The 14268-nt window shown below is 59.5% G+C and carries 10 protein-coding genes and 2 tRNA genes; 5 read left to right on the top strand and 7 right to left on the bottom strand.

Annotated features, from left to right (window positions below; all coding sequences use genetic code 11):
* Positions 1–48 precede the first annotated feature (48 nt).
* From ACP15V_RS10950 to dapF, 4 genes are read right to left on the bottom strand one after another with little or no spacing between them, the layout of a single operon-like run.
* Positions 49–339 (bottom strand): hypothetical protein, encoded by a 291-nt coding sequence (locus ACP15V_RS10950; RefSeq protein WP_424943715.1) that lies wholly within the window; start codon positions 337–339, stop codon positions 49–51.
* A 59-nt stretch (positions 340–398) separates the two neighbouring features.
* Positions 399–1016 carry an FMN-binding negative transcriptional regulator gene (locus ACP15V_RS10955; protein ID WP_424943716.1) on the bottom strand — a complete coding sequence of 206 codons (618 nt, stop codon included), beginning with the start codon at positions 1014–1016 and terminating at the stop codon, positions 399–401.
* Between the two features lie 50 nt (positions 1017–1066).
* Positions 1067–2329 (bottom strand): tRNA (N(6)-L-threonylcarbamoyladenosine(37)-C(2))-methylthiotransferase MtaB, encoded by a 1263-nt coding sequence (gene mtaB, locus ACP15V_RS10960; RefSeq protein WP_424943717.1) that lies wholly within the window; start codon positions 2327–2329, stop codon positions 1067–1069.
* A gap of 1 nt (position 2330) precedes the next feature.
* Entirely contained in the window at positions 2331–3164 is an 834-nt protein-coding gene (gene dapF, locus ACP15V_RS10965) for a diaminopimelate epimerase (protein WP_424943718.1), read from the bottom strand.
* 109 nt (positions 3165–3273) lie between these two features.
* On the opposite strand from dapF, the gene ACP15V_RS10970 reads away from it, so the two are divergent.
* Positions 3274–3349: transfer RNA gene (locus ACP15V_RS10970), tRNA-Lys, on the top strand.
* Between the two features lie 217 nt (positions 3350–3566).
* Here the strand turns inward: ACP15V_RS10970 and ACP15V_RS10975 are convergent.
* Positions 3567–4925, bottom strand: coding sequence for a sulfatase-like hydrolase/transferase (locus ACP15V_RS10975; RefSeq protein WP_424943719.1), 1359 nt, complete (start codon positions 4923–4925; stop codon positions 3567–3569).
* Positions 4926–5146: 221 nt separating this feature from the next.
* Positions 5147–5233, bottom strand: a tRNA-Leu gene (locus ACP15V_RS10980).
* A gap of 176 nt (positions 5234–5409) precedes the next feature.
* Here ACP15V_RS10980 and ACP15V_RS10985 point away from each other — a divergent pair.
* Positions 5410–6390, top strand: coding sequence for a complex I NDUFA9 subunit family protein (locus tag ACP15V_RS10985; protein WP_424943720.1), 981 nt, complete (start codon positions 5410–5412; stop codon positions 6388–6390).
* A 70-nt stretch (positions 6391–6460) separates the two neighbouring features.
* Here the strand turns inward: ACP15V_RS10985 and ACP15V_RS10990 are convergent, their stop codons facing one another.
* A complete protein-coding gene (locus tag ACP15V_RS10990) occupies positions 6461–7264 on the bottom strand; it encodes an undecaprenyl-diphosphate phosphatase (RefSeq protein WP_424943721.1) in 804 nt (267 codons plus the stop codon).
* Between the two features lie 317 nt (positions 7265–7581).
* Here ACP15V_RS10990 and ACP15V_RS10995 point away from each other — a divergent pair, with 317 nt between their 5' ends.
* From ACP15V_RS10995 to ACP15V_RS11005, 3 genes are all read left to right on the top strand, one after another.
* A complete protein-coding gene (locus ACP15V_RS10995; protein ID WP_424943722.1) occupies positions 7582–9015 on the top strand; it encodes an NAD(P)-dependent oxidoreductase in 1434 nt (477 codons plus the stop codon).
* A gap of 60 nt (positions 9016–9075) precedes the next feature.
* Positions 9076–13614, top strand: a complete 4539-nt coding sequence (gene gltB / locus ACP15V_RS11000; RefSeq protein ID WP_424943723.1) for a glutamate synthase large subunit — start codon at positions 9076–9078, stop codon at positions 13612–13614.
* Between the two features lie 153 nt (positions 13615–13767).
* On the top strand, positions 13768–14238 hold the full coding sequence (locus tag ACP15V_RS11005; RefSeq protein WP_424943724.1) for a DM13 domain-containing protein: 471 nt from the start codon (positions 13768–13770) through the stop codon (positions 14236–14238).
* Positions 14239–14268: the final 30 nt, after the last annotated feature.

Here is a 14268-nt window from a genome sequence, read left to right on the forward strand (position 1 = left end):
TGGACCCTTAAAGAGTTTAAAGTTTTGCGCTGTGGACCTTTAAAAAGTTTAAACTTTGCGAAACCGGATCCGGGTCAGGGAAATGGCGTCGATTTCCACGCCCGGCCCGTTTGTACCCAGGCGGAACACCCGGCGCATACGTCCGGTCGCATTGACCTGGTTGCGTTCATGCCCATTGCCACGCCGTGCGGTCAGCCCCTCGGGTACATCATCCAGCGCATCTTCGGCCCGCTGATCACGGCGCCCGCGTTCCATTTTGCGTGCAATGGCATAAGTGGCCACAGCCACGGTTCCATAGCGCAGTGCCACGGCGGCGATTGGGGCAAGGGGCAAAGCCATCGGTTCCTCCCGTCTGGTTTACTGCCTTCAAATATAAGAACTCCTGGGCAAAAGTCCACTTACCCGGGCGGCGAGCGCATCAACTCGGCAAGGGATTGCAGCTCGTGTCCCATGCCACCCGTCAGCTGTTCTGCGGCCCCAAGGCGGGCGGGGTCCGTCTTGTTCTGGCCCAGTTTCCAGGTGCTTTCTATGCGTTCGATGGCCATACGCGCCGGGCGGATCATGCGCATCATGCGGGATAGTGCATCCTCGTCCATTTTATCGAGCGTCCACGGGGCCTTGCCGTCAATATTCCCTTCGAAATCAGCGGTTTGACGTTCAACGATATCCCGCAGTCGTTCATCCGGAAGCCCCTCGACATGGCCGCGCAGATGCACGGCGACATAGTTCCAGGTCGGCACCTGCCCGCCGTCGCCGTACCAGTCTGGCGAGACATACCCATCGGGCCCGTTCACCGACAGGGTGGCCGGGATCGGCTGGGACAAAAGGCGCGAAATCTCATTCGAACGCACCAAATGAAACTCGGCGAACTTGCCATCATCACTCAGCAGAAATGGCACATGGATCATGATGGGTCCGACCGATCCATTCACCCCCAAAACGCCAAAACCACGTTGGCGCGCAAACGCCAGACTGGTCGCATCATCAACCTGACGGAAAGCGGGATTTGGATGCATTGGGGGCCTCGTGCAGAATCAATATCTTGAAAACAACCGAGGACAGAAGATCAGACCAGAAGCTGCCCGTCTAGGTGGTTTGTCGGGATTGCCGTGACAATCGCCCCTTCAATTTGTGGGCTGCTGAATTTTACCTCGGCAAAATGTTCGGTGCGGCCCATATGAGGATTTTCCATAAGGATATTATGGGTTTGTCCCAGCTGCGAGGTCAGATAGTCCTGCACCGCCGCGTCCCCTGCGGCGCGCAACCGGGCGGCGCGGTCCTTGATCACCGTCCCATTCACCTGGTTCGGGATTTTTGCCGCCGGCGTGCCGTCACGTTTCGAATAGGGGAAGACATGCAGCCAGGTCAGGTGGCAGTCGCGCACCAGCTTCACCGAGTTTTCAAACTGCGCTTCGGTCTCGGTCGGGAAGCCCGCGATGATGTCAGCGCCAAAGGTGATGTCGGGGCGCAGGCGGCGCGCCTCTTCGACAAAGGCGATGGCATCGTCGCGCAGGTGACGGCGTTTCATCCGTTTCAGGATCAGATCGTCGCCATGCTGCAACGACAGGTGCAGATGCGGCATCAGACGGGGTTCCGTCGCGATCGCCTGCATCAGGTTCTCATCCGCCTCGATCGAATCGATCGACGAAATGCGCAGGCGCGGCAGGTCCGGCACCAGCTTCAGGATCCGCATCACCAGATCGCCCAAGCGCGGTTTGGCGGGCAGGTCATCGCCCCAGCTGGTCAGGTCGACGCCGGTCAGAACCACCTCGTTAAACCCTTTGTCCACAAGGCGTTTGATCTGATCCACCACAACGCCGGCCGGCACCGACCGCGAGTTACCGCGGCCGTAGGGGATGATGCAAAACGTGCAGCGGTGGTCACAGCCGTTTTGCACCTGAACATAAGCGCGGCTTCGCGTGCCAAACCCGTCAATCAGGTGGCTTGCGGTTTCCGTGACCGACATGATGTCATTGACCTGCACGCGTTCCGTGTCGCCGATCAGGTCGGGCGCCAGTCCTGCCCATGTTTCGGGCGACATCTTTTCGCTGTTGCCAATCACCGCGTCCACTTCGCCCATCGCGGCAAAGGTTTCCGGTTCGGTCTGGGCCGCGCAGCCGGTGACGATCAGCTTGGCCTCGGGGTTGTCACGGCGCAGTTTGCGGATTTCCTGCCGCGCTTTTCGCACGGCCTCGGCGGTCACTGCGCAGGTGTTGATCACCACCGCGCCTTCCACACCCGCATCCTCCGCCAGCCGTTTCATGGCTTCGGTTTCATAGGCGTTCAGGCGACAGCCCATGGTCGCAAAGACGGGCGGTTTGCTGGTCATATTAAAGACCCTTCAGAAAGGCGGGCGTCAGCTGGCCTTCAAAAACAAACGCGGTGGGGCCGGTCATCCAGACGCCATCCTCGCGGATATCCAGCGTCAGCCAGCCGCCATCCAGCTCCATCCGCACCTTGGGCCCTGTCAACCCGCGCTGATGGGCGGCGACAGCGGTGGCACAGGCCCCTGACCCGCAGGCCAGCGTGATCCCGGTGCCGCGTTCCCACACCCGCATCCTGATTTCTTCGGGGGAACGGACCGTGGCGAATTCGACATTGGTCTGTTGCGGAAACAGCGGGTGATGTTCAAACTTGGGTCCGATCCCGGCCACATCCACCTGATCGGCGTCTTCGACAAAGAACACGCAATGCGGATTGCCCATGCCCACCGCCGCCGGGTCGCCGTCAATCGGCAGATGGGCGGTGTCGACCTCCTCCGCCAAGGGCACATCTGCCCACGCGGTTTGCGGATGGCCCATATTCACCGCCACCTGATCCCCGTCGGCCCGGGCCATAAGGATGCCGCGCGCGGTACGGATGGTCAGCTCTGTCTGACCCGTCTGATCCATCATGTAACGCGCCACACAGCGGGTCGCGTTGCCACAGGCCCCCGCGCGCGATCCATCGGCATTCCAGAAGTCCAGATCAATATCCGCCAGGTCCGAGCTTCGGATCTCCGCCAGCTGGTCAAACCCAACGCCCCGGTTGCGATCGCCCAGAGCTGCGGCCAGATCGCGGGTGACAATGGCTTCCCGCCCCCGTGAATCAATCATCACGAAGTCATTTCCCGCCCCATGCCATTTCATGAAGCGCAGGTTTTGAAGGTCGAAGCCATGTTCCATGACGCGCGATATAGTCCTTTCAGAAAGGATTTGCCAGAGATCGTGAAATTTCTGCGTTTTTTCGCTTGACCCCCTCTGTCCACAACACTAGAACCCGCCCTCACAGAGTGGGCCGTTAGCTCAGTTGGTAGAGCAACTGACTTTTAATCAGTGGGTCGAAGGTTCGAATCCTTCACGGCTCACCACTTTCACCTTACCTATCAAGGTGTTGCGAGCCGCGTCGAAAGACGCGGCTTTCGTGTTTCTGGTCACTGAGTGCCGATTGGAAACCCCCGTTAGACCCCTGTTTTGCTCGCGGATGCTGCGCGGCGATTCCCCGGATGCAGAGGCGAGAGCATGGGTTAGATGCTCTGCCGTGGCGCAGCGATCTTGCAGCCGTGGTTGCCCGGGGGACCCGGCGCTTTAGGCGGGTGTGCTTTCCAGTTCTTTGTCGAGCGCATCCACGTCCAACCCGTAGTCCAGACAACACTCCCGGTGCGCTTTTCGCATCATGTCATAATCCGGGTGGTCAGGGCCGAGGTTCTGGGTCTGCCACCAATCTTCGGACAGATCGAAAAGTTCGGTGTTGCCGTCCTGGTACCGGATATAGCGATACTTGCCTTTGCGAATGGCGGAATTGTCGAACAGGAAGGTGGGAACCGCGCGATTCTTGTCTTTCTTGCGGCCCTTGGCATAGGGGCGCAATGAACGTCCCACGCAGTCCTTTATCGGTGGCAGGTCCAGGTAATCCATGACCGTTGGCCCCACGTCGATCAGCCCAACCGGATCTTCGATCACCTTGGCTTTGCGTTGCTTCGGGTCATGCAGGACAAGCGGAACATTTGTCACCTGTTCCCACAGCGTATGTTTTCGAAACCGATCCCGTTCTCCGAGGTGCAATCCGTGATCCGAAACAATCATGACAATCGTATTGTCGGCGTGGCGGGAGGCCTTGAGTGCATCCCAGACCCGGCCCAGTTGGTGATCCACATGGGTTACCGCAGAGAAATAGTTGCGCACGCTTCGCGCCCAGAACCTGTAATGCCGCGAGTCGATGTTTTTGGGGCCGACCTCGTCAATGGCAGCCGCATCGGAAAATCCATTTTTCCACGCGGCGGGCTTTTTGAACTTCCAAGGCGGGTACATGTCCTTGAAGCGCCGGGGTGTGGTCCAGGGGCCATGCGGACCGGAAAAGCCGACCTCGCGATAGAAGGGGGCGTCGCCATCGTAAGTTTCAAAGAACTCCAGCGCTGAATCGGCAACCTGATGATCGTAAAGCTCCCGGTCGGATTTGTCGTCGATCGTTGCCGGACCGCCGCGATAACCACCATATTCGATCTGGCCCGGGATCTTCCGATCTTTGAAGTTCCGCTTGGGTGGCCCCAGTCTGAACTTCTTGGGGGCGTCGGAAAAGAGCGTCTGATGCACCTCGTCCGGAAGCGGTACATAGCCGCGCATCACCTTGCCGCCCGATGAACAGAAATACCCGTTTTCTTTCAGGCGAAAGGGCCACATGGAGCTGGGTGAAATCTTGTTGAAATACTGAGAGTCAGAGCTGGTCACACCGGTCTGATGCGGAGAAAGGCCGGACATGAAACTGGCCCGTGACGGGCTGCAGACCGGGGCCTGGCAATAGGCGTTGTGAAAGGCGGTGGATTGCGCGCAGATCCGGTCGAAATTCGGGGTCTGCAATTGCTGGCCGAACAGGGTTTTGTATTTCCAAAGGGCGACAGCATCATCGAAACTAATCAAGACCAGGTTCTTCTTGGAAGGCGAAGCCACAATAATATCCTTTGCACAACTCCCTGCGAAACAGGGCAAACTGATCCAAATGGGTCTGTGGCGGTAACTTTGCCCGTCCGGCGCAAAATGACAAGTCTTTCCGAAGGGCGTAAGAGCGCGTGGCGGTCGCAGAGCGCCAAGCCTATCCGGCGCGCATCTCAAGCACGCCGCGCGCACATCACCGTTATGCGGTTTTTTGTGTCTGCCATTTCGGGGGGAAATGGTGCCCAGAAGAGGACTCGAACCTCCACGTCCATACGGACACTAGCACCTGAAGCTAGCGCGTCTACCAATTCCGCCATCTGGGCACGGTTGGTGAGGGGCGATGTAATGCGTGGGGCAGGGGGCGTCAAGCGGATATTTTGAGAAACTTGGAAAAAGCTTTGCACCTTGCTCAATTGGGCCGGGAAAGCTATGCATTTGCGCGAGAAATGCGATAAGCCTTGCGCGAGATGTGCGCATGAGATTTGCAAGGAGGACATCGATGTCCAAGCTAGTGACCATTTATGGCGGTTCCGGTTTCGTGGGACGTTACGTGGCGCGCCGTATGGCCAAGCAAGGTTGGCGTGTTCGTGTGGCGGTGCGTCGCCCGAACGAAGCCCTGTTCGTCAAACCCTATGGGGCTGTTGGTCAGGTCGAGCCGATCCTGTGCAATGTGCGCGACGATGCGTCGGTGCGGGCTGCCATGCAGGGGGCCGATGCGGTTGTGAACTGCGTGGGGGTCTTGTTGGCTGTTGGCAAGAACACGTTCCACCAGGTGCATGATGTTGCTGCCGAACGGATCGCGAAAATCGCTGCCGAAGAAGGCGTGGGGCAGCTGGTCCATGTCTCGTCCCTGGCCTCCGATCCAGAGGCGCTCAGCCAATATGGCCGCACCAAGGCGCGCGGTGATGCTGCGGTGCAAGCGGCCTTCCCGAACGCTGTGATCCTGCGCCCCTCGATTATTTTTGGTCAAGAAGATCAGTTCTTCAATCGTTTCGCCAATATGACCCGGATGAGCCCGGTGATCCCCGTGGTGGGTGCGGACACCCTGTTCCAGCCGGTACATGTGGATGACGTGGCCGCCGCCGCCGAGAAAGGCGCGCTTGGTCAGGCCGAGCCCGGAATTTACGAATTGGGCGGACCGGAGGTGGAGAGCTTCCGCGATCTGCTGAAGCGGATGCTGCGCCACGTACAGCGCCGCCGTGGGATTGTGAACATTCCCTTCGGCATCGCCCGCATCAATGCGTTCTTCTTTGACATGGTGCAAAAACTGACCGGCGGTCTGGTGCCCGCGCTTCTCAGCCGTGATCAGGTGCGCAGCCTGCGCTCTGACACTGTGGTGCATGAAGGGGCGAAGACCTTTGAAGACCTGGGGATCTCGCCCAAACCGATGGATGCGATGCTGCCCGATTATCTGTGGCGCTTTCGCGATGGGGGGGAATATGCTGATATCACCGCCTCGGCCAAGAACCTCAAGACCTGAGGGCAGCCCCGCCTGAAGGTGACGCTGGAATGACAAAAGGCGCGGCATCGACCGCGCCTTTTTTGTTGCCTCAGCTATAGGCGATGACCAGCAGTGCCACGCCAAGCACCACGCGATAGATCACGTAGGGGGTGAAGCTGACCGAACGCAGCAGTCGCATCATCAGGCTGAGCGCCAAGAGGGCCGCAACGAAGGAAAACCCGGCGGCAATCGCGCCATCAATTGCGGCCTGCGCATTGGCGGTGGCAATCACCTCGCCCCCCAGAAGTACACCCGAGGCAAAGATCGTCGGGATCGACATCAACATGGCAAGCTTCGCCCCATCCGACCGTTCATACCCCAGCGCCCGCGCCCCCGAGATCGTTGCGCCAGAGCGCGAGGTGCCGGGGATCAGCGCCAGCGCCTGCCACAAGCCCATGATCAGCGCATCCTTGACGGACCAATCCCCGGCCCGTTTGGTCACGGCACCTTTCTGGTCCACCACGTAAAGCACGATGCCGAAGATCAGCATGGTCCAGGCGATCACGCGGATGGACCGCATCGCATCATCCAGCCCGGTCAGTTTCAGCATTAGACCAAACAGTACGGCGGGGATCGTGGCGATCATCAACAGAAAAGCGAGACGCGCGCCGGGCGTGTCGATCTTGCCGGTCAACATGCGTGGAATGCCCGCAAGCCCCATGCGCACGTCGCGCCAGAAGAACAAGACCACGGCCAGCAGCGTGCCCAGATGCACGGCCACATCAATCACCTGTCCCTGATCGGGGTATCCGGTCAGGATCGGCAGCAAGGCCAGGTGCCCGGAAGAGGAAACCGGCAGGAATTCAGTGATTCCCTGAATGATCGCGACAAGAAAAAGATGGGCCAGTGACATTAAGCGCGCCTGCGGATTATGGTTTTCGGCAAGCTACCGGGTTTTTTTGCAAATCTGAATCACTCATTTTGGAATTCCGGAAAGCAGGGCGGTTCTTCGCGGATTTGCCGGGGATGGCGTTGTTTTGAAGGGGGTTGGCGAAAGAAAAGTCAGCAACGCTGACTAATAACGCGTTAAGTTTGCAAAAAATCCCACAAGAAAACCTCAAAAACCAACATATAGGTCAACTGTGCTGACTTTTCATTTCTCCCGAGCTTAAATAAAAGGGCATTCCCAGCCATGCGTTCATGAAACGCTCGAGTGACGGAGAGCAAGGAATGGCCAAACAGCCGATGTTGAAATTTGTGAGTGTCGACCGCGATATGCCTGAAAAGCGGCCTGCCGACACCCGCAAAGAAGATTTTCAGGAAATCTATGCCGAGTTCGCAGCCGCCAAGGCCGCCGAACAGGCTAGCCGCTGCAGCCAATGTGGTGTGCCCTATTGCCAGTCGCATTGTCCGCTGCACAACAACATCCCCGATTGGCTGCGCATGACCGCCACCGGTCGCCTGCAAGAGGCCTACGCCCTGTCGCAATCCACCAACACCTTCCCGGAAATCTGTGGCCGCATTTGCCCGCAAGACCGCCTGTGCGAAGGCAACTGCGTGATTGAACAATCCGGCCATGGCACCGTCACCATTGGCGCGGTCGAAAAATACATCACCGACACCGCGTGGGAAGAAGGTTGGGTCGAAGACATCCCCGTGGGTCCTGCCTCCGGTCAAAGCGTTGCCATCATCGGCGCAGGCCCCGGGGGAATGGCCGCGGCTGATGTGCTGGTGCGCGCGGGCCACGCTGTCACCATCTATGACCGTCACGACCGCGCGGGCGGGTTGCTGACCTATGGCATCCCCGGCTTCAAGCTGGAAAAAGACGTGGTGATGCGCCGGGTCGAGCTGCTGGAGCGCGCGGGTGTGACCTTCACGCTGAACACCGATATCGGCAAAGACGTCAGTTTTGCAGATCTGCGCGCGCAACATGACGCTGTGCTGATTGCCACGGGCGTTTACAAAACCCGCGACCTGCAAGGGCCGGGGTCGGGTGCAAAAGGCATCGTGCGGGCCATCGACTATCTCACCTGTTCGAACAAGACCGATTTTGGTGACACGGTGGCCGAATTTGAAAGCGGCGAGCTGAATGCCAGGGGTAAGAAAGTCGTCGTGATCGGCGGCGGTGACACCGCCATGGACTGTGTGCGCACCGCGATCCGTCAGGGCGCAACCTCGGTCAAATGTCTTTATCGTCGCGACCGCGCCAATATGCCCGGATCGCAGCGTGAAACACAAAACGCCGAGGAAGAAGGCGTGGAATTTGTCTGGCTTGCCGCCCCCAAAGGGTTCACCGGGGATCCGGTATCTGGCGTGGTTGTTCAGCAGATGCGCCTTGGCGCACCGGATGCCTCAGGCCGTCGCAGCCCCGAGGTGATCGAAGGGTCGGATTACACGGAAGAGGCCGATCTGGTGATCAAGGCGCTGGGCTTTGAACCCGAAGATCTGCCGACCCTCTGGGATCAGCCGGACCTGCCGGTCACCCGCTGGGGTACGGTCAAGGCCGCCTTTGGCACGCATCAGACCGACATGGATGGCGTCTGGGCCGTGGGTGACATTGTGCGTGGCGCGTCCCTTGTGGTTTGGGCGATCCGCGATGGCCGCGAAGCTGGCGCGCATATCGTCGAGACCCTGGCCGCCAAAGCCGCGCTCGCCGCAGAATAATCAGGACATATCCCGGGCATGCCGGGCCGTCACGGCCCACGCCCGATGAGGAGACAGAAGATGACGAAATATGATGAAAACTGGGTGGCCCGCGAAGAAGCGAAGCGCGCCTATATGTCGGAACACAGCCTCTATCGCGAAGAAGACGAGCACAGCTCTTGTGGGGTTGGCCTTGTGGTTGCCACCGATGGCAATCCCTCTCGTCAGGTGGTGGAAGCAGGCATCAACGCGCTGAAGGCAATCTGGCACCGCGGGGCGGTGGATGCCGATGGTAAAACAGGCGATGGGGCTGGTATCCATGTTCAGATCCCGGTGCCTTTCTTTTACGACCAAGTGCGTCGCACCGGGCATGAGCCGCGCGAAAATCAACTGATTGCCGTGGGTCAGGTCTTTCTGCCGCGCACGGATTTTGGCGCTCAGGAAGCGTGCCGGACCATCGTGGAAACCGAAATTCTGCGCATGGGCTATTACATCTACGGCTGGCGCCACGTGCCGGTCGACATCACCTGTCTGGGTGAAAAGGCCAACGCCACCCGCCCGGAAATCGAGCAGATCATGATCTCGAATTCCAAAGGTGTGGATGAAGAAACCTTTGAACGCGAGCTTTATGTGATCCGTCGCCGGATCGAAAAAGCCGCCGCCAATGCCAATATTGCCGGACTTTACATCGCATCGCTGTCGTGCCGGTCGATCATCTATAAAGGTATGATGCTGGCCGAACAGGTGGCCGTGTTCTATCCGGACCTGATGGATGAGCGGTTTAAGTCGTCCTTCGCGATTTATCACCAGCGCTATTCAACCAACACCTTCCCGCAATGGTGGCTGGCACAGCCGTTCCGCATGTTGGCCCATAACGGCGAGATCAACACGCTGAAGGGCAATATGAACTGGATGAAGTCGCATGAGATCCGCATGGCTTCGTCTGCCTTCGGGGATCTGGCGGAAGACATCAAGCCGATCGTGCCGGGTGGGTCGTCTGACTCGGCCGCACTGGATGCGGTGTTCGAAGTGCTGGTGCGCGCGGGCCGGTCGGCGCCGATGGCGAAAACCATGCTGGTGCCCGAAAGCTGGTCGAAGCAGGCGATTGATCTGCCGCAGGCCTGGAAAGACATGTATTCCTATTGCAACTCGGTGATGGAACCCTGGGATGGCCCCGCCGCCCTTGCCATGACCGATGGCCGCTGGGTTTGTGCGGGTCTTGACCGCAACGGGTTGCGCCCGATGCGCTATGTTGTGACCGGTGACGGGCTGCTGATTGCGGGCTCTGAGGCGGGCATGGTGCCCACGGATGAGGCCTCGGTGGTCGAGAAGGGCGCGCTGGGTCCGGGTCAGTTGCTGGCCGTCGATATGGCCGAGGGGAAGCTCTATCACGACACGGAAATCAAAGACAAAATGGCGGCTGCCCAACCCTTTGGGGACTGGGTTGGTAAAATCCACGATCTGGAAAAAGATCTGTCCGGGATCGAGGAAAAGCCACTCTTTTCCGGGGATGAGCTGCGCCGCCGTCAGGTGGCTGCGGGGTATACGCTGGAAGAGCTGGAACAGATCCTCGCCCCGATGGCCGAAGACGGAAAAGAATCGCTGGCCTCGATGGGCGACGATACCCCCTCGGCGGTTCTGTCGACCAAATACCGCCCGCTCAGCCATTTCTTCCGCCAAAACTTCAGCCAGGTGACCAACCCGCCAATCGACAGCCTGCGCGAGTTCCGCGTCATGTCGCTGAAGACGCGCTTTGGGAACCTGAAAAACGTGCTGGATGAAAATGGCGGCCAGACCGAGATTATCGTTCTCGACAGCCCCTTTGTGGGCAACGAACAATTTGGTGCCATGATCAAGGCGTTCGAAGCGCCGATGGTCGAAATTGACTGTACCTTCCCGGCGGATGGCGGTGACGGTGCGCTGCAGGCCGCCCTGGCCGGCATCCGCGCCCAGGCCGAAGAGTCGATCCAATCGGGGGCCGGCCACCTTGTTCTGACCGATCAGGGGCAGAGTGAAGAGCGTATTGCCATGCCGATGATCCTGGCCACCTCGGCCATTCACAGCTGGCTGGTGCGCAAAGGCCTGCGGACCTTTACCTCGCTGAACGTGCGCTCTGCCGAATGCCTTGATCCGCATTATTTCGCGGTTCTGGTGGGCTGTGGTGCCACCACGGTCAACGCCTATCTGGCCGAGGATTCGCTTGCTGATCGCATCGACCGGGGCCTCCTGGATTGCTCGCTGACCGAAGCGGTGCGCCGCTATCGCGAGGCGATTGATCAGGGTCTGTTGAAGATCATGGCGAAGATGGGGATCTCGGTGATCTCATCCTACCGCGGTGGCCTGAATTTCGAAGCCGTGGGTCTGTCGCGCGCCATGGTGGCGGAATATTTCCCCGGCATGATCAGCCGCATTTCGGGTATCGGTGTCTCGGGCATCCAGAAGAAACTGGAAGAGGTGCACTCTGCAGGCTTTGGCACGGGCAATAAGGTGCTGCCGGTGGGTGGTTTCTACAAGGCGCGCAAATCGGGCGAGACCCACGCCTGGGAAGCGCAGAGCATGCACCTGTTGCAAAACGCCTGCGACCGCGCGTCCTATTCGATGTGGCAGCAGTATTCCAAGCGACTGCAGTCGATGCCGCCGATCCACCTTCGTGACCTCTTGGCGATCAAGCCGCTGGGCAACCCGGTGCCGATTGAAGAAGTGGAAAGCATCACCGCGATCCGCAAACGGTTTGTGACCCCCGGCATGTCGCTGGGCGCCCTCAGCCCCGAAGCGCACCGTACCCTGTCGATTGCGATGAACCGCATCGGCGCCAAGTCGGATTCGGGTGAAGGCGGCGAAAGCCCCGAGGATTTCACGCCCGAACCCAATGGCGACAACGCCTCCGCCAAGATCAAACAGGTGGCATCAGGTCGTTTTGGCGTGACCGCCGAATACCTGCTGCATTGTGAAGAGCTTGAGATCAAAGTGGCACAGGGCGCGAAACCCGGCGAGGGCGGCCAGCTGCCCGGCATGAAGGTCACCGACCTGATCGCCAAGCTGCGCCATTCGACCAAAGGCGTGACGCTGATCTCGCCGCCGCCGCACCACGACATCTATTCGATCGAGGATCTGGCGCAGCTGATCTATGATCTCAAGCAGATCAACCCGCATTGTAAGGTGACAGTGAAACTGGTGGCCTCGTCGGGCGTTGGCACCATCGCCGCCGGTGTGGCGAAGGCCGAAGCGGATATCATCCTCATTTCGGGTCACAATGGTGGCACCGGGGCCTCGCCCGCGACCTCGATCAAATTTGCGGGTCTGCCGTGGGAGATGGGTCTGACCGAGGCACATCAGGTGCTTGCCATGAACAACCTGCGTGACCGGGTGACCCTGCGCACCGATGGGGGCCTGCGCACCGGGCGTGACATTGTGATGGCCGCGATGATGGGGGCCGAGGAATACGGCATCGGCACCGCAGCGCTGATTGCGATGGGCTGTATCATGGTGCGTCAGTGCCAGTCGAACACCTGCCCGGTGGGCGTCTGTACACAAGATGATGACCTGCGCGCTAAGTTCACGGGGTCGGCGGACAAGGTGGTCAACCTGATCACCTTCTATGCGCAGGAAGTGCGCGAGATCCTCGCCTCGATCGGCGCGCGGTCGCTGGACGAGGTGATCGGTCGGGCCGACCTGCTGTCGCAGGTGTCGCGTGGCTCTGCGCATCTTGATGACCTCGATCTGAACCCGCTTCTGCTGACCGTGGATGGGTCGGACCGGATTTCCTATGACCGGGACCGCCCGCGCAACCCGGTGCCCGACACGCTGGACGCCGAGATCGTGCGCGATGCCGCGCGGTTCCTGAAGGATGGCGAGAAGATGCAACTGTCTTACGCCGTGCAGAACACCCACCGGACCGTGGGGACCCGCACGTCTTCGCATATCGTGCAGAAGTTCGGCATGCGCAACAATCTGCAACCCGATCACCTGACCGTGAAACTGACCGGGTCTGCCGGTCAGGCGCTGGGCGCCTTTGCGGCGCCGGGCCTGAAGATCGAAGTGTCGGGCGATGCCAACGACTATGTGGGCAAGGGTCTGTCTGGTGGCACCGTGGTGGTGCGTCCGCCAATGGCCAGCCCGCTGGTCGCATCCGAGAACACGATCATCGGCAACACCGTGCTTTATGGCGCAACCGACGGGTATCTCTTTGCGGCGGGCCGTGCCGGTGAACGGTTTGCCGTGCGCAACTCGGGCGCCAAGGTGGTGATCGAAGGGTGCGGATCGAACGGGTGCGAATACATGACCGGCGGTGTGGCCGTGATCCTGGGGTCGATCGGCTCGAACTTTGGGGCTGGCATGACCGGGGGTATGGCCTATCTCTATGACCCGGAAGGTGAAATGATTGACCTGATGAATATGGAAAGCCTGGTCAGCTGCCCGGTGACCGTGGACCATTGGGAAGCTGAACTGAAAGAGCTGGTTGAACGCCATGTGGCCGAAACCGGATCGGCCAAGGCGGCTGAAATTCTGCGCCATTGGGACATCGAAAAGGGCAACTTCCTGCAGGTTTGCCCGAAAGAGATGCTGGATAAGATCCCGGCACCCTTGTCGCTGGAAGCGGCGGCTGTGCCGGCTGAGTAAGCCAGTGCCGTCACAAATTCAGAAAGGCGCCCGCCATGGTGGGCGTCTTTTCTTTTGTGTTTTAACTTATTGAAACAATCACCTGCTGAACTCCTCAATAGACGGCGGGGCGGTTCCGCCCTAGCCTTGCCATGACCAAATCAGGAGGGTCCCATGCGCCGTTTCATTCTTTGGCTGATCACCCATGGCATTGCTGTGGGGCTTGGCTTTGCTCTGGGCATTTATGTCCTGCCAATCCTGACGGCACCGCCTTCCCCCAACGCCACAATGCTGGAAGAGATGGCGCAGGACGCCGTTTATACCGGCAGTTTCACGCGTGACCTGCCAGGCAGTGACCTGTTTCACTGGGGGGAAGGTAAAATCAGCCTGACACCGACCCGGTTGATCCACGAAGGCGCCCTTGCGCCGGGGCCCGATTACATGGCCTATCTGGTGCCGAATTTCGTGACTGATGAGGCCGGTTTTCTTGCGGTGAAAGACCAGGCACAGGTGATTGGGCCGGTGAAGACCTTCGAAGGGTTCATTTTGGACATGCCCGATGATGTGAATTTGGACAACTACGACACCGTGTTGATCTGGTGTGAGGCATTTTCCGAATTCATCACCGCTGCGACCTATCGCTGATCACTTCGCCCACGATCATTGACCCCCCGC

The sequence above is a fragment of the Aliiroseovarius crassostreae genome (genome assembly GCF_049803815.1).
Taxonomy (GTDB): domain Bacteria; phylum Pseudomonadota; class Alphaproteobacteria; order Rhodobacterales; family Rhodobacteraceae; genus Aliiroseovarius; species Aliiroseovarius crassostreae_A.